The following is an 18,530-nucleotide window of genomic DNA, read 5'->3' as shown; positions in this document are numbered from 1 at the left end:
GGCGTCGAGCGGCTAGTACTACGCTCTCTTCTTCGGCCTCTCGTGACGGTCTCACAAGTGGTAAATGACTTGTTTTTAGAGGGAGTCTTCATTTACTGCATAAATATGACGAATCATGGACCCGTCAGGAAAGCTTCCAGCGGATTTCCAAATTAGCGAGAAAGCCTGTTCAGGTCAAATACCAGTGCAAAATGTGCTGAGAAACAATAGTTTTTAATTATACCTATGAAAGATAATGATTTTTTTAGAAAAATTATCTTGGGAAATGACTATGGCGTTTAATTGAAGTGTGAGCTGTATCACTATACAAAAGCGATATAACCCTTATCCGTGCTGCATTGTTTCTTCTATTTGGCATATTATGCTGCCATATGGCTACTTTTAGATTTTATGAAACTATTTTTAAGTATCGCTTCATCTTTTCATCAGGCAGGCATACAGGATAAGAAAAATTAATTAGCACAGACGTGAGTTTATTTTCATTAAAAGCGAATAAAAATGCATTTCGTTGGTGTGTATGTGATTGATCGCGGTCATCGCGAAGGGGGCAAGAGAAAGGTAGTCTGCTGTTCCTCAAGGGAGCGGGTTAGAATATGCAATTGCAAAAATTAATCAATATGTTTGGCGGAAATCTTCAGCGTCGCTATGGCGAGAAGATCCACAAGCTGACGCTTCATGGCGGGTTTAATTGCCCAAACCGTGATGGCACGCTGGGGCGGGGCGGCTGTACGTTCTGCAATGTGGCTTCGTTTGCGGATGAACAGATGCAGCAATGCAGTATTGCGCAGCAATTGGAAACACAGGCGGGAAAGGTGAACCGCGCCAAACGCTATCTGGCGTATTTTCAAGCGTATACCAGCACCTATGCCGAAGTTCAGGTGCTGGAAAGCCTGTACCAGGAAGCATTGAAGCAGGCCGAAATGGTGGGGCTTTGTGTGGGCACGCGTCCCGACTGCGTGCCAGATGCGGTACTGGATTTATTGTCCCGTTATCATGAACAGGGCTACGAGGTGTGGCTCGAACTGGGGCTGCAGAGCGCGAATGATAAAACTCTGCATCGAATTAATCGTGGACATGACTTCGCCTGCTATCAGGAAACCACCCGCCGTGCGCGGGAGCGTGGTCTGAAGGTGTGTAGCCATCTGATTGTGGGTTTACCGGGAGAAGACGCACAGCGCTGCTTATCGACGCTGGAGCAGGTTGTTGAGACCGGAGTAGAAGGCATTAAGATCCATCCTCTCCATATCGTGGAGGGCAGCACGATGGCGAAGGTCTGGCGAGCGGGAAGATTGCCTGAGCTGACGCTGGATCGCTACGTGGAGACGGCGGGAGAGATGATTCGTCATACGCCGCCGGAGGTGATTTATCACCGTATTGCCGCCAGCGCCCGCCGCCCAACTTTGCTGGCCCCTCTCTGGTGTGAAAACCGCTGGACGGGCATGGTGGAGCTGGATCGCTATCTGCAAACGCATGGCGTACAGGGTTCCGCGCTGGGCACGCCCTACCGTTACGATGGGCTCTGACGCGTCAAAATACGTGAGTATTTCGTGCTGTGAATCTGTGCGGTAGCACCATATAAGCTGTCGTTTTACGTTATGATGCGCGGGTGGGTGACTAAGGAAAATCGCTATGAAGCAAATTCGTCTGTTGGCTCAGTACTATGTTGATTTGATGGTAAAACTGGGGCTTGTCCGTTTTTCACTGCTGCTGGCCTCGGTATTGGTGCTGCTGGCGATGGTGGTGCAAATGGCGGTCACCCTGTTACTTAGCGGGGAGGTCGAGAACATTGACGTCATCCGTTCCATTTTCTTTGGACTGTTGATTACGCCCTGGGCCGTTTATTTTCTCTCCGTGGTGGTGGAACAGCTCGAAGAGTCGCGCCAGCGGCTGTCGAAGCTGGTAGCGAAGCTGGAAGAAATGCGCCATCGTGATCTGGAACTGAATGCGCAGCTTCAGGAGAACATCGCGCAGCTCAATCAGGAAATCGCTGACCGTATCAAAGCGGAAGACGCACGTGCGCTGGTGATGAGCCGACTCAAAGAAGAGATGTCCCGCCGCGAACAGGCGCAAATCGAGCTGGAACAACAATCGGCTTTGCTGCGTTCCTTCCTTGATGCCTCACCGGATTTAGTTTACTACCGTAACGAAAATAAAGAGTTCTCCGGCTGTAACCGCGCGATGGAACTGCTGGTGGGCAAAAGTCAGAAGCAGCTCATTGGCCTGACGCCGCAGGATGTTTATTCCCCCGATATCGCCGAGAAAGTGATGGAGACGGACGAGAAAGTGTTCCGCCATAACGTTTCTCTGACTTATGAACAGTGGCTGGTTTATCCCGATGGTCGTAAAGCCTGTTTTGAGCTGCGGAAGGTGCCGTTTTATGATCGGATGGGTAAACGTCACGGGCTGATGGGATTTGGACGCGATATAACGGAGCGTAAGCGTTACCAGGACGCGTTAGAGAACGCCAGTAGGGAGAAGACCACCTTTATCTCAACAATCAGCCACGAGCTTCGTACGCCGCTTAATGGCATTGTCGGGTTAAGTCGCATCCTGCTGGATACACAACTTGATCCTGAGCAGCAAAAATACCTGAAAACCATCCACGTCAGCGCGATTACGCTGGGCAATATCTTTAACGATGTGATTGAGATGGACAAACAGGAGCGCCGCAAGGTTCAACTGGATAACCAGCCGATCGATTTCACCGGCTTCCTGGTGGATCTGGAGAACCTCGGCGGCCTGCTGGCGGAACCGAAAGGCCTGAAGCTGATTATGGACCAGCACCAGCCTCTGCCGCATAAAGTGATTACCGATGGAACGCGCCTGCGACAGATTCTGTGGAACCTGCTGAGTAACGCGGTGAAATTCACACCGAAAGGCGAAATTGTGGTGCGCGTCTGGCATGAAAAAGGCGATCGCCTGCGCTTTGACGTTGAAGATTCCGGGATGGGCATTCCGGCGGATGAACTGGAAAAAATCTTCGCCATGTATTATCAGGTCAAAGACCAGCATGGCGGGAAGCCAGCGACAGGGACGGGAATCGGTCTTGCCGTGTCGAAGCGTCTGGCGCAGAACATGGGTGGCGATATCCAGGTTTCCAGCACGCAGGGCAAAGGCTCCTGCTTTACCCTGACGGTCATTGCGCCGATCGTCGATGAAGCGGGAAGCGGTCAGGAAGACGACGATTTGCCGCTGCCGGCGCTGCACGTTCTGCTGGTGGAAGATATCGAACTGAACGTGGTGGTCGCGCGTTCCGTACTGGAAAAATTGGGTAATAGCGTGGATGTCGCGATGACCGGACAAGAGGCGCTGGACATGTTCGATCCCGATGAGTTCGATCTGGTGCTGCTCGATATCCAACTGCCAGATATGACCGGGTTGGACGTTGCGCGTCAGCTACGTGCGCGCTATGGCAACCTGCCGCCGCTGGTGGCGCTGACGGCGAACGTGCTGAAAGATAAACGCGAATATCTGGATGCGGGTATGGATGACGTGCTCAGCAAGCCGCTATCGGTGCCCGCGCTGATGGCCGTCATCAAACAATTCTGGGACACTCACACGGTGTGGACCGAAGCACCGACGGATGAAGAAGGTGATGAAATGGCAAAAGCAGAAGAACATCTGTTGGATATCCCGATGCTGGAACAGTATCTGGATTTGGTGGGACCGAAATTGATTCATCAGAGCCTGGAGATGTTTGAACAGATGATGCCGGGCTATCTGGCGATTCTGGATTCCAACATGACGGCGCGTGACCAGAAAGGCATTACGGAAGAAGGTCACAAAATCAAAGGGGCGGCGGGTTCCGTTGGATTACGGCATCTGCAACAGGTCGCTCAGCAGATTCAGACATCATCGTTGCCGGCATGGTGGGATAACGTGCAGGAATGGGTCGATGAACTTAAGCACGACTGGCGTCATGATGTTCAGGTGCTACGTGATTGGGTGGCAAAAGCAGAAAAAGAATCCTGATACGACGTGTTGTGACCACAGGGACGTGGCGAGTAAAACGGCTAGAAATTTTTTTCGTCTCACGGGATATCATGCAAAAAGGCGTCAGATTGAACGGGGTTTTTGCGTGAAGAAGGACGAGGAATGCGAAGCTTTGCACGTTTTCATACGTTAGAAAAAAATGACCCCGACCGAAGCCGGGGTGCGCGAATTATGCGCCAACACCAGGGAAAACATGCACCTGCATTTAGATTTCAGGTTTTGTAAACTCGCAAGTGCGGATATTCGTGTCTTGACTGTGTTTCTAAGTACATCTTACAACAGCGATTAAAACCTCACTACTGTACATCTTCATCAAGCAACAAAATAGCAAATGTAGAAATCTTTGTTACAAGAATCATTAAAATGTGTGATGTAGATTAGTGTTTGTCAATTAAAAAATCAATTAGTTGATGTAATGAAATGAAGGAAAATATGATGAAACGAGTCGGCATTGTCCTGAGTGGATGTGGTGTTTATGACGGTTCCGAGATTCATGAAGCCGTATTGACGTTACTTGCGTTGGATCGCGCGGGTGTACAAGCGGTTTGCTTTGCACCAGATAAGCCGCAATTACAGGTGGTTAATCACCTGACGGGTGACGTAACTGGTGAGAATCGCAACGTTTTAGCAGAATCGGCACGGATCGCCAGAGGAAAAATCCAGCCGCTTTCTACCGCAAATGCACAAGATTTAGATGCGCTGATTGTGCCGGGTGGTTTTGGCGCTGCGAAAAATTTAAGTGACTTCGCAACGCAAGGAACGGCGTGTCAGATTGATGAAACGCTACAATTGCTCACACAGGAAATTTATAAGCAAAATAAACCAATTGGTTTTATTTGCATCTCACCGGCGCTGCTGCCGAAGATTTTGGGTGTACCTGTTCGCGTAACCATTGGTAACGATATCGACACCTCTGAGGCCGTTGAGGAGATGGGCGGTATCCACGTTGTTTGTCCGGTCGATGATATCGTGGTTGATGAGGAACATAAAATCGTGACGACACCGGCCTATATGCTGGCTAACTCCATCAGCGAAGCGGCAAAAGGCATTGATAAGCTCGTTGCTCGCGTATTGGATCTCACTGAATGAGGTGGAAGCGAGGGCGTGGAGGCTTACTCACGTGGCTGAAACGTCTGATTGTTCGGAGCGTGTTGTGTGTCCTCGGTGCATGGCTTGCAGGCATTGTGTTGTTTTCCTTCCTGCCTGTACCGTTTTCCGCTGTGATGGTTGACAGGCAGATCAGCGCATGGCTGACAGGCGAATTCTCCTACGTTGCCCATTCGGATTGGGTGGCGATGGACGATATCGCACCAGAAATGGCGCTGGCGGTGATGGCGGCGGAAGACCAAAAATTCCCTGAGCACTGGGGCTTCGATCTTGATGCAATTGGTCAGGCATTGAAGCACAACGAACGCAATACGCAGCGGATCCGCGGTGCGTCTACGCTGTCGCAGCAGATGGTGAAGAACCTGTTCCTGTGGGATGGGCGTAGCTGGGTGCGTAAGGGGCTTGAGGCGGGGATTACCACCGGGGTGGAACTGGTTTGGACAAAACGGCGCATTCTGACCGTGTATCTCAATATCGCCGAATTTGGTCCCGGGATTTTTGGCGTAGAAGCGGCCGCCAGACGTTATTTCAACAAGCCTGCCAGCAGGTTGACGGCAAGCGAATCCGCCTTGCTGGCGGCGGTCCTGCCGAATCCGATTCGCTTTCGTGCAAATGCACCCTCCGGCTACGTGATTCAACGCCAGCAGTGGATTTTACGCCAGATGCGACAGATGGGCGGCGACGCATTTTTGCGAGATAACAACCTGAACTAAGTCGCTTTGTTCGTTATAGCCTATCCCATTAGGGCTATTTCATTTGCCATTTTGAGCTGGGCAGTGCTCGAAATCCTCATGTACTACGTGTACGCTCCGGTTTCTGCGCGCTGTCCGTGTCCAAACTGGCTGCACCAATAACGCCGACTGGGACAGGCTTACTATACCGAGAAATTTTCGCGTTAACGGTTGTGTTTTCGACATCAGGAGAAAGTATGCGGTTACGTTATTGGTCAGGTTTACTGATTGCCTTGTATTGCGTGGCCTCTGTTGTCCGTGCGGACGCGGAGCCTAAAGCGTCCTCCCCCGATAATCCTTACGCCTTCTTGCAGCAGCCTCAGCTATCCTCGGTAAAACAGCAGTTACAGCAAAAAACGGAAAAGCCGCAGACGCGAATGGCGTATGAGCAACTTATTTCGGAAGCCGATCGCGCGCTGAAAAGTGATAATCCTAGCGTGACGGAAAAGAAATCTACGCCACCCAGTGGTTCAAAGCATGATTATTTGAGCCTCAGCGCCTACTGGTGGCCCGATCCCGACAAAGCTGATGGTTTGCCTTGGATTCGCCGTGATGGGCAGGTAAACCCTGCCAGCAAGGATGAAGAGACTGACGGTGTTAGGCTGGCGAAATTTACCGCCCAAACGCAGGCGTTGACGCTGGCGTGGTATTTCTCTGGTAAACAGGCTTATGCCGATAAAGCCATGTCGATGATCCGTACCTGGTTTATTGACCCTGCTACGCGCATGAACCCTAATCTCGACTTTGCGCAGGGCGTGCCGGGCATCGCGCCTGGCAGGGGCTCAGGCGTGCTGGACGGGCGCTATTTTTCCACTCGCATCGTCGATTCGCTGATTATGCTACGTCAGGCTCCGGGTTGGACAACGCAGGATGAGCAGCAGATGCAGCAATGGATGAGCGATTATCTGCACTGGCTGCAAACCAGCAAGTTGGGGAAAAAAGAGGCAACAGCCCAGAACAACCACGGTAGTTGGTATACCGTACAGGTTGCTGGGATCGCCTGGTACCTGGGGAAAATCGACGTAGTGAAGTCTATGGCGCAATTGCAGCGGGAGAAATTGGATCACCAACTGCAACCCGATGGCGCTCAGCCGGAAGAGCTGGCGCGCACCCGCTCTTTTCATTACAGCTACTTCAACCTTCAGGCGATAACGGATATGGCGATGTTGGCTTCCCGTATCGGGGATAATCTGTGGCAGTACCAAACACCGAAGGGAAGCAGTGTGATAAAGGCGCTGGATTTTATGGCACCGTATCTGGATGAAAATAAAGCGTGGCCGCGCAAGACGATGGACAGGCAAAGTAGTCGCCTTATTCCGCTGTTATTGCAGGCGGAGCGTGGTTTGAAAACGCCACGTTACCAGGCGCAAATCAAGCAGGCGGGCTTTGCGGAATTACTCACCGGCGAGGCTGGTGCGCGCGATAAAGAACCGAGCCATATCAGCGTTGAAACCCGCCGTGCACTCTGGCTACTTAATCCAGCTACACCCTGATCTCATAGGGTAAAGCTGCATTTCCCCTATCTTGGGATAAAAAAGTGCAGAGATAAAAAAACCGCTGATGAAAGCATCAGCGGTTTTTGTTTTAAAAAGAAAAAAGATTAAAGAGAGCAATTCATTATTGCAGGTAGGTGAAGGCCGTTGTTACGTGCTTCACGCCGCCCACTTTACTGGCGATTTCTGCGGCAGAGGTGCCTTCACGCTGTGTCACCAGACCTAACAGGAAGACTTCGCCGTTTTCCGTAGTGACTTTGACGTTAGAGGATTTAACGGTGTCGCTTGCCAGAATTTGTGAGCGAACTTTGGTGGTGATCCAAGTATCCATGGAGGCGGTTCCCATTGAAACTGGCGCGCCTTGACGTATTTCATTGTAGACTTCGGCCGCACCTTCTACGCCGAGGGCGATTTGCTTAGCCCGGTTTGCCATTTCTGTGCTCGGTGCCTGCCCTGTTAACAGTACTTTCCCCTGATAAGCCGTTGCAACGATACGGGCCTCTTTTTTCAACTGCTCGTCTTTGCTGATTGCATTTGTCACGCGGACTTCCAGTGTGCCATCGTCAACCTGTGTACCTACGGTACGCGGGTCAGTGGCCGTTTTGGTTGCCACGGCACTGCCAACAGCAACAACCCCGACACAGCCTTGTAGCAGCAGGGCGATAGACAGCACGGCAAATGCAGAACTTATCCTCATGTAGTGCTCCTTCAATCGTTCTGGTGTGGAAAAAGTGTGTTATCAATTAAATCGCACAGGCAATTCACTGTCAGCATGTGCATTTCCTGAATACGGGCGCTGCGGTGTGACGGGATGCGAATCTCCACATCCTGTGGCCCGAGCAGCCCGGCCAGTTCTCCGCCATCGTAGCCGGTCAGGGCGACAATCGTCATGTCGCGGGTAACGGCAGACTCTACGGCTTTAACAATATCGCGGCTATTGCCACGGGTTGAAATTGCCAGTAGTACGTCGCCAGCCTGACCTAACGCTCTGACTTGTTTGGCATAGACCTCTTCATGCAAGCGGTCATTAGCTATCGCAGTTAAGACCACATTATCCGCATTAAGTGCGATAGCCGGTAAGCTTGGGCGCTCTGCTTCAAATCGGTTAATCATGCTGGCGGCAAAATGCTGCGAATTGGCTGCCGATGTTCCGTTACCGCAGCACAGAATTTTGTTGCCGTTTAGCAGGGACTGCACCATCGCAATCGCGCCACGGGAAATGGCGTCTGGCAAGGCTTCTGCCGCTGCAATCTGCGTTTGAATACTCTCGGTAAAACAAACTTTTATTCTATCCAGCACGTTGAATTAACCTACGTAAATTGAAGTCCATCAAGGATGAGTGGTAACTATGTTATCCCTGTGCAGCGAAGGCATTAGGGAGCCAGTCGAACTGTTCGCCTGTAATTGCCAACACGTCAAAGCGGCAATCCACCGTGTCAAAGCTGGCACCTCGCTGCGCCAACCACACGGCGGCAGCGTGCAACAACCGCTGCTGTTTGCGTCGGGTGACGCTGGCTGCCGCATCGCCAAAATGGGCGTTGCGCCGATAGCGCACTTCAACAAACACCCAAATATGGCGATCGCGCATGATCAAATCCAGTTCGCCGCCGCGTAGCGTAACATTCGCCGCGGTGAAGGTCAGGCCCGCGCGTTCAAGATAACGCCGGGCCTGTTGTTCGTAAACTGCGCCAGCCGCTCGCTGATTCAGAGAACGGGTACCAGTTGACCCTGACGATACTGCTGCCAGGTTAACTGCCGATTGATGGTGCAATCCGGCCCTGCGCTTAACATGCCTGTTGCCCCAGAAATCTGGTGACCCGGAATCTGGCGCATTTCACCGAAGTGACTGGCGAGCGTCCAGGCATCCATCCCCATCGCATACAGGCGGACTAACGAATAATCGTTTTTAAACTGGCTGCTGACCTGCTGCATCAGCGCTGGGTTTGCGCCCGCTAACAACGGGATATCGCTGAACTGCAAACCTTCCATTTCGAGGCGGAAGTCTGGCCCTAATCCAGCCTGGAAGCTACGTGAGCTGGCGTAGAGTGACGGACGTGCGCGTGACGTGGTACGCATATCTATCATCGGTTTAATCAGCGCCAGCTCGTCTGGCGTTGCGATGATATAGACGGCATCGATATTGCCGCTGACGGATGAACTGGACGTCGGTTGAACCTGGGATGGAATGGTTAAGCCGCCGATGGTGGTGCCCGACGGTGCCTGCTGCTGCGACACGTTAACGGGTTGACCGCTCAGGCTTAAGCCCGCGCCACTATTGATGGCCTGCTTTAATTCCGCCGTGTTGCCAAAGCGCTGTTGCAGAGCGCTGGTTCCGCTTTGCTGGTTCCAGGCCTGAGCGAATGCGTTAATGATACGGTCGCCCAGCGCACCGCGAGGGGCTAAGACTAGCGGCTGCTGTTTACCCTGCTGGTGGATAAATTTTGCGGCGTCTCGGGCTTCATCCTCTGGAGACAGGGCGAAATAGCAGATGTTAGGGCTATTTTCGACGTGTTCCGGCTGGTTCAACGCCAAAATATTCAGCGGTGACTGGCTGTTCGCCAACTGATCCACTTCATTTTTCAGCAACGGACCGATGACCAGTGATGCACCATCCTGCTGTGCCTGCGTGAGAATATTTGCCAGTGGTTGCGAAGACGTGTCATACACTTTGACCGGGAGTGAGCTGGACAGCCCAGCGCTCGTCGCCTGTGCTTCCGGTGCAGGCGTCGCGGAGGCTACCGCCTGATCGCTATACGGTGCGGGCGATTGGGCATTCTGACCGTCGGATGATGGGACTACCTGTCCGTCCTGTGCAGCGTCCGCTGAAGGTGCAACAGGCGTAGATACGGGCGCGGTGGCTATCTGACCGTTCTTGGCCGCGTTAAAACCTTGCTGGATGGCATTGGCGAAAACCTGCGCCTGACCATTGAGTGGCAGCAGTAATGCGATGCTGTTCACCGATGACTGCTGGTAATTAATGACCTGATTCAACTGCGTAGGCAGCGTTTTTGCAGCAGGATGATGCGGATAGCGGGTTTGCCAATCCTGAATAGCGCTCTTTAACTGATCGGGAGAAGTTCGGTTATCCTGATAGTTATTGAGTAGGTCGACCCAGCCTTGCAGCACATTTTCATTCGCATTAATCAGCAGTGAGTTCGACTCCTGCGGTGACATTTGCGTCAATGCCAGCCAGGTCTGATCGAGGTTCATCTGATGCTCGTCGCCTTTCAGCAGCGGCTCCTGAGCGATATAGATCCGCAGCAGCTCAATGGAAGGACGCCCTTGTGCGGTTTTGATTTGCGTCTGGTAGTAACGCTGCTTCTGCTGATCGGAAAGCGCGCTCACATCAAGCTGGCTCAGTGCTGCTTTAGCCGCTTCCATATTGTTTTGGACGGCGGACAGTTCCGCACTGAGTAACTGCTGTTCTTGCTTTTGTGCTGCATTCAATTTTTCTGGCAGCGCATTGAACTGCTGGCTTGCCTGAGGGACTTTCCCTTCCTGTAGCAGGGAACGAATAGCAAGTAATTGCCAGTCAGCCTTGTTATTATCGCTACTTTGCTGCATCTGCTGCAGATAATAATCGGATGATGCGTCAGCTTTGCCCTGAACCTCGGGTGGCGGGCTCTGCGGTGCATGGCTTGGACAGCCTGCGAGAAACAGTGCCGCTAACAAAACAGGGATAACACGTCCTGCCTGGGTACGGACGAAATGAAAGGGAAGCATACTGTATCCAGTGATTTTTTTTAAAGATGCTCAATATTAAATCGGCAACCCGGATGAAACAATGAATCAAGACCAACAAGCAGACATTTCTGCATCTACCCTCTACATTGTCCCCACGCCAATCGGCAATCTGGGCGACATCACGCAGCGTGCGCTGGCGGTATTGGCGAGCGTTGATCTGATCGCCGCAGAGGATACCCGCCATACCGGTCTGCTGTTACAACATTTTGCGATTAATGCGCGACTGTTCGCATTACACGACCACAACGAACAACAAAAAGCGGATGTGTTGCTGGCTAAATTGCAGTCAGGACAAAGCATCGCGCTGGTTTCCGATGCGGGCACGCCGCTGATTAACGACCCCGGCTACCATTTGGTTCGACGCTGCCGTGAAGCGGGTGTTCGCGTGGTGCCGCTGCCGGGTGCCTGCGCGGCGATCGCGGCGCTCTCCGCGTCCGGCCTAGCGTCTGACCGTTTTTGCTATGAAGGTTTCCTGCCCGCCAAAACGAAAGGGCGTAAGGATAAGTTGCGTGAGCTAGGGGAAGAAACCCGTACGCTGATTTTCTACGAATCCACACATCGTCTTTTGGACAGCCTACAGGATATCAGCGAGGTGTTGGGAGCCGAGCGCTATGTGGTATTAGCGCGTGAAATCACCAAAACCTGGGAGTCTATTCACGGCGCGCCTGTGGGAGAACTGCTGGCCTGGGTGAAAGAAGATGAGAACCGCCGCAAAGGGGAAATGGTGCTGATTGTGGAAGGGCATCAGGTTGATGACAGTGCGTTGTCGGCAGAAGCGTTGCGCACGCTGGCGCTATTGCGTGCCGAGCTGCCGCTGAAGAAAGCGGCTGCGCTGGCGGCTGAAATTCACGGCGTGAAGAAAAACGCGCTATACCGCTACGGGCTGGAGCAAGAAGGCGATAGTGGTGAATCGGGGGATGACAAGTAGGGCAATTTACCCTATTATCCGCGCCGGAGTTGACCAGACAGTCGCCGCTTCACTGCCGTCCCTTTCGGGGGAGACAGGTGGAGGGGAGGAAAGTCCGGGCTCCACAGGGCAGGGTGCCAGGTAACGCCTGGGAGGCGCAAGCCTACGACTAGTGCAACAGAGAGCAAACCGCCGATGGCCCACGTAAGTGGGATCAGGTAAGGGTGAAAGGGTGCGGTAAGAGCGCACCGCGCGACTGGCAACAGTTCGTGGCACGGTAAACTCCACCCGGAGCAAGGCCAAATAGGGGTTCACATGGTACGGCCCGTACTGAACCCGGGTAGGCTGCTTGAGCCAGTGAGTGATTGCTGGCCTAGATGAATGACTGTCCACGACAGAACCCGGCTTAACGGTCAACTCCCTTCATCATAAAACCCCGCTTCGGCGGGGTTTTGCTTTATGGAGCAGGCAAGATGAATGACTGTCCACGACGCTTTTTATGAAAGAAAGCGGCTTAACGGTCAACTCCTTTCATCATGAAACTCCGCTTCGGCGGGGTTTTGCTTTTATGGGGCAGGCATGATGAATGACTGTCCACGACGCTTTTTATGAAAGTGCTGGCATGTAATGCCTTTCAAATTAATTGATGTTCTTCATCACATAACTCTGACTTTTTCTGTGTCATAAAGCGCGTAAAGTAAGGCCATCGCGTGCGGCTGGCACGCTCACTGACATCTTTCAGAGGATATGACTATGAACAACACTTCCCGGATGCCTGCACTGTTCATCGGCCACGGTAGCCCGATGAACGTGTTGGAAAACAATGTGTATACGCAAGCGTGGCAAACGCTTGGCGAGACGCTGCCGCGTCCGAAGGCGATTATCGCCGTTTCCGCCCACTGGTATACCCGTGGTACTGCTGTGACGGCGATGGAAAACCCGCGCACTATCCATGATTTTGGCGGTTTCCCGCAGGCGCTGTTTGATACCCAGTATCCGGCACCCGGTTCGCCTGAATTGGCCGCAAGAATCCAGCAGATTCTGGCGCCGTATCCCGTGATCGCCGATAAAAGCCAATGGGGTTTGGATCATGGTTCCTGGGGCGTGCTGATCAAGATGTATCCCGATGCGGATATTCCCGTTGTGCAACTGAGCGTGGATGGCACGCAGCCTGCTGCGTATCACTACGAACTAGGACGCAAGCTGGCGGCACTGCGTGATGAAGGCTTCATGATTGTAGCCAGCGGCAACGTCGTGCATAACCTGCGGATGATGAAATGGGATGGTGACGCGGAGCCGTATCCGTGGGCTGTCTCGTTCAGTCAATTTGTGTATGATAACCTGACTTATCAGGGCGACGACCATCCGCTGGTTAATTTCATGCAGCATGAAGGTGCCGCATTATCCAACCCGACGCCCGATCACTATTTCCCGCTGCTTTATGTGCTGGGAAGCTGGGACGGCAAAGAACCGATGAGTATTCCAGTCGATGGGCTCGAAATGGGATCGTTGAGTATGCTGTCGGTGCAAGTGGGCGGCTAAGCGTCCATATGAAAAGGCACGGTTCTCACCGTGCCTAACTGTCAATTTGCTGCTTAATCCAGAATGGTATGTGGATAGAAACGTGAGAGATCCTGTGTGATCAGCGCGCGGTCTTCACGTACGCCAATACCACAAGGTTGATCGTTCACCAGCCAGCTACCAATCAGCGTGTAGCTGTCGCCGAATTTTGGCAGTGGGTGATATTGCTGGACGATCATGCCTTCTTCGCCATAAGGGCCGTCGGCTGACGCAATCTCTTTGCCGTTCTCGATAATTTGGATGTTCGCCCCTTCGCGTGAAAACAGCGGCTTGATGACGTAGCTGTCCAACTGGGGATGTTCATCTTCTGCGAAATAGGCAGGAAGCAGGTTGGGATGGTTCGGGAACATTTCCCACAGCATTGGCAGCAATGCTTTATTGGAGATGATGCTTTTCCAGGCCGGTTCCAGCCAGCGCACGCCAGCATCTTCCAGCTTGGTGGAAAACATCTCGCGCAGCATAAACTCCCACGGATACAGCTTGAACAGATTACTAATCACCTGATTTGCAGGATCGGTAAACTGACCTTTCTCTCCGAGGCCGATTTCTTCAATGTACAGAAACTCGCTCGGCAGACCTGCTTCCAGCGCGCAATCCTGTAGGTATTGTACCGTACCGCGATCTTCTTCCGTATCCTGACAGCAGGCGAAATGCAGCAAGCCAAAGCCGTGATTCAGCTTCAGATCTTCAAAGCGTTCGATCAGCTTTTCCTGAATGCTGTTGTACTGGTCAGAATTCTGCGGCAGATTCCCGGCGTTGATTTGGTCTTCCAGCCATAGCCATTGGAAAAAAGCGGCCTCGTACAATGACGTTGGTGTATCCGCATTGTTTTCCAGCAACTTGGCGGGAGATTTACCGTCATACGCCAGATCGAGGCGTGAATACAGCGAAGGCTGATTGGTGCGCCATGAGTGTCTGACGAATTCCCAGGTGTGTTTGGGAATACGGAATTTAGCGAGCAGCGCGTCGCTCTTGATGACTTTCTCCACCACTTGCAGGCACATCTGGTGCAGCTCTGCCGTGGTTTCCTCCAATTCTTCGATCTGAGTCAGAGTGAACTGGTAATAAGCCTCTTCGCTCCAGTAGGGCTCGCCGTACATGGTGTGGAAACGAAAACCAAATTCAGTGGCTTTTTCCTGCCAGTCAGGACGCGCTGTAATATCTATCCGCTTCATTCAATACGTCCTCAGCCGCCCATGCTACGGGAAGCGCTGGAACTTGAGCTAGCGCTGCTGCGCTGCATGCTGTTTTGTTTTGCCACGGTTTCACCAAAGCCACCGCGTGTGATGGTAGAGGTGGTGGCGGGTTTCGGTGCCAGTGCGGTTTTTGGTACGGTCATGGTGCGGCCTGTTGTCGCGTTACCGTAGTTCTTGCCTGTGGCATCAACGAACTGGCCGTTGGCCGGGCTGGCTGGCGTTTTGGGGCTGAACAACGGCTGCTGTGCGAAACCGGCACCGCCACCCATCATGCGACCCATCATGTAGCCGGCCATCAATGGCATCCAGGACATCCCGCCGCCCTGCTGTGATTCTGCTGCTGTACCAGCCTGTGCTGGCGCAGGCGTTTGGGTACACTGCGCTTCGCCGAATTCCGCTACGCAGTCTTCTTTTGTTGCGTATTTTGGTGCCGTTTTTTCTGCTTCTTTTAACGCATTATTGTACGCGGTGGTGCACTGTGCGCTCATAGAAGGGTTGGCCGCTGAACAGTCATCCGCATTCTGATAGAGAGAGACGGTTTCATCGGTTTGTTCACAGCCAGCGAGGAAAAATACGGCACTGACGGCCAACGCAACAGGTGCCAGACGGTGTGTTCGCCATTCCTTGCGGAACATTTCCTGATTAATATTTTTTGTACGTTTCATCATGTTTATCCCAGAGCAAAGCATCACGGCCAATGGACCAATAAGTGTGCCTAAGAATAGGGGAAGGCTGCCTGAATTTAAAGCGGCAATAGGCGTAACAGAAGGGGTCTTTACGTTGCTATACATTAAGTCGTGCAATGTTTCGCTTTATAGTGAAAGAAGTCGGCTCCTGCGTTCTGATACTGCTGCCAGATTCTGTTGGAAAAGTGCAGAGATGAAAAAGGGGAACGGTTGTTCCCCCTGTATCAATAAAGCTGCTCGCTGATTAACGCTGTGCCGAGGCGGTGTTTGCTAGGGGAGCGCTGTTGTCCGTTACGGTCGGCGTGGTGGATACCTGCTGACCCAGTGATGCATTCAGCGCCTGCAGATCATTTTCATTCAACGTACCCTGCGCGGATTTAAGGTTTAACTGATTAATCAGGTAATCATAACGTGCGCTGGAGAGCTGCTGTTTGGCGTCATACAACGTGGTAGTGGCATCCAGTACGTCAACGATGGTACGCGTACCTACCTGATAACCCGCTTCCATTGCATCCAGAGAGCTTTGTGCAGACACTTCCGCCTGTTTGTAAGCTTTGATACTGCTGATAGACGAAGAAATATTGTTAAACGATGAACGTACCGTCTGGATGACAGAACGGTGTGCGCTTTCCAGCAATTCACTCGCGCTAACGTAGCTGTGCTGTGCCTGTTTGACCTGAGAATTGGTGGCACCACCGCTGTAGAGCGGCAGAGTGAAGTTGATGCCCACTGTGTGCTGACCTGCATCTGAGTCATTAAACGAGTTGCTGTTCTGTGTTTTTGAACCCGAGTAGCGCGTATCGCTTACACCCGTTGAGGCCGTAAGATCCAACGTTGGCATATAGCCGGTTTCGGCGGAGCGAATCTGTTCACGAGCCAAGTCCTGGCTTAAACGTGCGGACAACAGGTTAAGGTTTCGATTTTCAGCTTCTTTCAGCAGGTTGCTAATCGATTCAGGTTTCTGGGTAGAGAAACGTTCGATGTTTAAACCCGCCAACTGTGGGTAGAAGTTGCCAGTAATCTGACGTAGTGATTCCAGCGCGTTATCCAGCGTATTACGGGTTGACACTTCATTGGCCAGCACGCTGTCATACTGCGCACGGGCATTCTGGACGTCGGTAATAGCAACCAGACCCACGTTAAAGCGCTGTGTTGTTTGGTCCAACTGGCGATAAATCGCCTGCTTCTGTGCATTGATGTAGGACAGAGAGTCAATAGCGCGCAACACGTTGAAGTAGGCGGTCGCGGTGTTCAGCATCAGGTTTTGCTGGGCGGTCTGATAGGTGACGTCTTCAATACCGGCTTGTTTTTCCTGTAACGTCAGCGCACGCCATTTGGACATGTCGAATAGCGTCTGGGTTAACTGCAATGCTGCGCTTTTCTCGTTGCTGTTAACGCCATTGCTGTCACGGTAACCCTTGTTATAGGTATAACCCGCGTTGATACCCAATTGTGGTAGTAACGGGCTGCGTGATTCGTTGATTTTTTCAAACGCGGCATCACGGGTTGCCGCAGAGCTGCGTAAATCAGGGTTGGTGCTTTTTGCCTGTTGATAGACCTGTAACAGGTTTTCCGCTTGACTCATGGCGCTAAAACCGCCCAGGCTTAGACCAATAAGAAGAGGGAGCAATTTCTTCATTTGCATTCCTTGTTGTGCAGCAATCTCGCGATGGTAGCGCTGGCTGTAGACGAATAATTGTCGATTCTATCAGAATCTGCCAATAGGATAAGGTAGCTGAACGTGCCATCTTTCAGCGGAATATGTCCAAATGATCAGGTTAATTGACCCGTTGGATGATTCAGTGCGACGCGTTTTGCTGTTCAGTATGGTACCGAAAAGTGATGCGATGGATGGGAATCCCCACTTCACCGACGTCACGCCTAATAAACGTTCAAAAACAATGATGAGTATAATGACAGCGGATTCCGCCATACAATACCGGATTCCATTAATACTTGTTACAGGAGTGCAGCCATGGCGTCTTCCGTATCCGGTCCGGTTACTTTCACCAAAGATGATGTAGAAATTATTGCACGCGAAACGCTGTACGACGGTTTTTTTTCGCTGGAGCGTTACCGATTCCGCCATCGGCTATTTAATGGTGGGATGAGTGGTGAAGTCAGCCGTGAGATCCTGGAACGTGGCCACGCTGTTGTGCTATTGCCTTACGATCCGGTGCGTGATGAAGTGGTATTAATCGAACAGATTCGCATTGCTGCCTACGACACCAGCGCGTCCCCCTGGCTGTTTGAGCTGGTGGCTGGCATGATTGAACCAGGAGAAAGCCACGAAGAGGTGGCACGGCGCGAAGCACAGGAAGAAGCCGGGTTAAGGGTTGGCCGTTGTCGACCGATAATCAACTATCTCGCCAGCCCCGGCGGCACCAGCGAACGTCTGGCGGTGATGGTGGGCGAAGTCGATACGCGAACGGCGAAAGGCATTCATGGCCTGGCGGAAGAGAATGAAGATATTCGCGTACATGTGATAAGCCGTGAACAAAGTTATCAATGGGTTGAAGCAGGCATCGTTGATAACGCCGCGTCTGTCATTGCCTTGCAATGGTTGGCGTTGCACCATGAAGAACTGAAACGCGCGTGGGTGGATTGAATTTATGAAACGTTATACTCCGGATTTCCCGGCCATGATGAGGCTATGTGAAACCAACTTCATGCAATTACGGCGTTTGTTGCCAAAAATTGATGGAGTCGGTGAAATCGCGGTTTATCACGTCAATAATGCGGTCTATCAACTGACGATTCTTGAGTCAACTCGCTATACCTCATTGGTAGAAATTAAGCAGACAGCGCCCACAGTCAGCTATTGGAGCCTGCCAATGATGAGTGTTAGGTTGTATCATGATGCGTTGGTTGCGGAAGTGTGTGCCAGCCAGCAGATCTTTCGTTTCAAAGCACGTTATGATTATCCTAATAAGAAGTTACACCAGCGTGACGAAAAGCATCAAATTAATCAGTTTCTTGCTGATTGGTTAAAATATTGTTTGGCGTATGGTTCGATGTCGATACCGGTTTTTGATACCCAATAGATTTCAAGGCGCAGGACGGCGACAGTCGTGCCATCAAGGGAAGCTAGC

16 protein-coding genes and 1 other RNA gene are annotated in these 18,530 nt (G+C 52.0%); 10 read left to right on the top strand and 7 right to left on the bottom strand.

Annotation, left to right across the window (positions count from 1 at the left end):
• Positions 1-593 precede the first annotated feature (593 nt).
• The 5 genes from mnmL to ACKQAD_RS11235 all read left to right on the top strand — a co-directional run bounded on the left by mnmL (position 594) and on the right by ACKQAD_RS11235 (position 7,324).
• Positions 594-1,523, top strand: coding sequence for a tRNA modification radical SAM protein MnmL/YtqA (gene mnmL, locus ACKQAD_RS11255; RefSeq protein ID WP_409160242.1), 930 nt, complete (start codon positions 594-596; stop codon positions 1,521-1,523).
• A gap of 106 nt (positions 1,524-1,629) precedes the next feature.
• Positions 1,630-3,972, top strand: a complete 2,343-nt coding sequence (gene arcB, locus ACKQAD_RS11250) for an aerobic respiration two-component sensor histidine kinase ArcB (protein WP_409160241.1) — start codon at positions 1,630-1,632, stop codon at positions 3,970-3,972.
• 456 nt (positions 3,973-4,428) lie between these two features.
• On the top strand, positions 4,429-5,082 hold the full coding sequence (gene elbB / locus ACKQAD_RS11245; protein WP_409160300.1) for an isoprenoid biosynthesis glyoxalase ElbB: 654 nt from the start codon (positions 4,429-4,431) through the stop codon (positions 5,080-5,082).
• Positions 5,079-5,813: a monofunctional biosynthetic peptidoglycan transglycosylase gene (gene mtgA, locus ACKQAD_RS11240; protein ID WP_409160240.1), complete on the top strand. Its 735-nt coding sequence runs from the start codon at positions 5,079-5,081 to the stop codon at positions 5,811-5,813. Before elbB ends, mtgA begins: the two co-directional genes overlap by 4 nt.
• 215 nt (positions 5,814-6,028) lie before the next feature.
• Positions 6,029-7,324: an alginate lyase family protein gene (locus tag ACKQAD_RS11235; RefSeq protein WP_039354654.1), complete on the top strand. Its 1,296-nt coding sequence runs from the start codon at positions 6,029-6,031 to the stop codon at positions 7,322-7,324.
• Between the two features lie 124 nt (positions 7,325-7,448).
• Here ACKQAD_RS11235 and dolP read toward each other — a convergent pair whose 3' ends face one another.
• The 4 genes from dolP to ACKQAD_RS11215 are packed head-to-tail and all read right to left on the bottom strand — an operon-like array spanning position 7,449 to position 11,047.
• Entirely contained in the window at positions 7,449-8,021 is a 573-nt protein-coding gene (dolP, locus tag ACKQAD_RS11230) for a division/outer membrane stress-associated lipid-binding lipoprotein (protein ID WP_039354658.1), read from the bottom strand.
• A gap of 11 nt (positions 8,022-8,032) precedes the next feature.
• On the bottom strand, positions 8,033-8,623 hold the full coding sequence (diaA, locus tag ACKQAD_RS11225; RefSeq protein WP_005975525.1) for a DnaA initiator-associating protein DiaA: 591 nt from the start codon (positions 8,621-8,623) through the stop codon (positions 8,033-8,035).
• A 52-nt stretch (positions 8,624-8,675) separates the two neighbouring features.
• On the bottom strand, positions 8,676-9,032 hold the full coding sequence (locus ACKQAD_RS11220; protein WP_039279491.1) for a YraN family protein: 357 nt from the start codon (positions 9,030-9,032) through the stop codon (positions 8,676-8,678).
• Entirely contained in the window at positions 9,029-11,047 is a 2,019-nt protein-coding gene (locus tag ACKQAD_RS11215) for a penicillin-binding protein activator (protein WP_409160239.1), read from the bottom strand. The genes ACKQAD_RS11220 and ACKQAD_RS11215 overlap by 4 nt, the downstream gene beginning before the upstream one ends.
• 61 nt (positions 11,048-11,108) lie before the next feature.
• Between ACKQAD_RS11215 and rsmI the strand changes: the two genes are divergently transcribed.
• The 3 genes from rsmI (at position 11,109) to ygiD (ending at position 13,517) form a co-directional block, all read left to right on the top strand.
• A complete protein-coding gene (gene rsmI / locus ACKQAD_RS11210; protein ID WP_039354667.1) occupies positions 11,109-11,996 on the top strand; it encodes a 16S rRNA (cytidine(1402)-2'-O)-methyltransferase in 888 nt (295 codons plus the stop codon).
• 25 nt (positions 11,997-12,021) lie between these two features.
• An RNA gene (gene rnpB / locus ACKQAD_RS11205) (RNase P RNA component class A) lies at positions 12,022-12,400 on the top strand.
• Between the two features lie 328 nt (positions 12,401-12,728).
• Positions 12,729-13,517, top strand: a complete 789-nt coding sequence (ygiD, locus tag ACKQAD_RS11200) for a 4,5-DOPA-extradiol-dioxygenase (RefSeq protein WP_409160238.1) — start codon at positions 12,729-12,731, stop codon at positions 13,515-13,517.
• 53 nt (positions 13,518-13,570) lie between these two features.
• On the opposite strand, the gene ACKQAD_RS11195 is transcribed toward ygiD, so the two are convergent.
• The 3 genes from ACKQAD_RS11195 to tolC form a co-directional block, all read right to left on the bottom strand.
• Positions 13,571-14,731, bottom strand: a complete 1,161-nt coding sequence (locus ACKQAD_RS11195) for a glutathionylspermidine synthase family protein (protein WP_409160237.1) — start codon at positions 14,729-14,731, stop codon at positions 13,571-13,573.
• Positions 14,732-14,742: 11 nt separating this feature from the next.
• Entirely contained in the window at positions 14,743-15,417 is a 675-nt protein-coding gene (locus tag ACKQAD_RS11190) for a DUF1190 family protein (protein ID WP_409160299.1), read from the bottom strand.
• A gap of 265 nt (positions 15,418-15,682) precedes the next feature.
• Positions 15,683-17,077 (bottom strand): outer membrane channel protein TolC, encoded by a 1,395-nt coding sequence (gene tolC / locus ACKQAD_RS11185; protein ID WP_409160236.1) that lies wholly within the window; start codon positions 17,075-17,077, stop codon positions 15,683-15,685.
• A 336-nt stretch (positions 17,078-17,413) separates the two neighbouring features.
• On the opposite strand from tolC, the gene nudF reads away from it, so the two are divergent.
• Both nudF and ACKQAD_RS11175 read left to right on the top strand, forming a co-directional pair.
• Positions 17,414-18,046 (top strand): ADP-ribose diphosphatase, encoded by a 633-nt coding sequence (nudF, locus tag ACKQAD_RS11180; RefSeq protein ID WP_409160235.1) that lies wholly within the window; start codon positions 17,414-17,416, stop codon positions 18,044-18,046.
• Between the two features lie 4 nt (positions 18,047-18,050).
• Positions 18,051-18,482, top strand: coding sequence for a DUF1249 family protein (locus ACKQAD_RS11175; protein WP_409160234.1), 432 nt, complete (start codon positions 18,051-18,053; stop codon positions 18,480-18,482).
• Positions 18,483-18,530: the final 48 nt, after the last annotated feature.

This window comes from Pectobacterium artocarpous (assembly GCF_046159765.1).
Taxonomy (GTDB): Bacteria; Pseudomonadota; Gammaproteobacteria; order Enterobacterales; family Enterobacteriaceae; genus Pectobacterium.
This window is presented reverse-complemented; position numbering and strand designations above follow the sequence as displayed.

Excerpts from the sequence above, each read along its gene's own strand:
- rsmI (WP_039354667.1), top strand. The coding sequence starts at position 11,109 with ATGAATCAAGACCAACAAGCAGACATTTCTGCATCTACCCTCTACATT.
- mtgA (WP_409160240.1), top strand. The coding sequence starts at position 5,079 with ATGAGGTGGAAGCGAGGGCGTGGAGGCTTACTCACGTGGCTGAAACGT.
- ACKQAD_RS11215 (WP_409160239.1), bottom strand. The coding sequence starts at position 11,047 with ATGCTTCCCTTTCATTTCGTCCGTACCCAGGCAGGACGTGTTATCCCT.
- elbB (WP_409160300.1), top strand. The coding sequence starts at position 4,429 with ATGAAACGAGTCGGCATTGTCCTGAGTGGATGTGGTGTTTATGACGGT.
- tolC (WP_409160236.1), bottom strand. The coding sequence starts at position 17,077 with ATGAAGAAATTGCTCCCTCTTCTTATTGGTCTAAGCCTGGGCGGTTTT.
- dolP (WP_039354658.1), bottom strand. The coding sequence starts at position 8,021 with ATGAGGATAAGTTCTGCATTTGCCGTGCTGTCTATCGCCCTGCTGCTA.
- mnmL (WP_409160242.1), top strand. The coding sequence starts at position 594 with ATGCAATTGCAAAAATTAATCAATATGTTTGGCGGAAATCTTCAGCGT.
- ygiD (WP_409160238.1), top strand. The coding sequence starts at position 12,729 with ATGAACAACACTTCCCGGATGCCTGCACTGTTCATCGGCCACGGTAGC.
- ACKQAD_RS11195 (WP_409160237.1), bottom strand. The coding sequence starts at position 14,731 with ATGAAGCGGATAGATATTACAGCGCGTCCTGACTGGCAGGAAAAAGCC.
- ACKQAD_RS11175 (WP_409160234.1), top strand. The coding sequence starts at position 18,051 with ATGAAACGTTATACTCCGGATTTCCCGGCCATGATGAGGCTATGTGAA.
- nudF (WP_409160235.1), top strand. The coding sequence starts at position 17,414 with ATGGCGTCTTCCGTATCCGGTCCGGTTACTTTCACCAAAGATGATGTA.
- ACKQAD_RS11190 (WP_409160299.1), bottom strand. The coding sequence starts at position 15,417 with ATGAAACGTACAAAAAATATTAATCAGGAAATGTTCCGCAAGGAATGG.
- ACKQAD_RS11235 (WP_039354654.1), top strand. The coding sequence starts at position 6,029 with ATGCGGTTACGTTATTGGTCAGGTTTACTGATTGCCTTGTATTGCGTG.
- arcB (WP_409160241.1), top strand. The coding sequence starts at position 1,630 with ATGAAGCAAATTCGTCTGTTGGCTCAGTACTATGTTGATTTGATGGTA.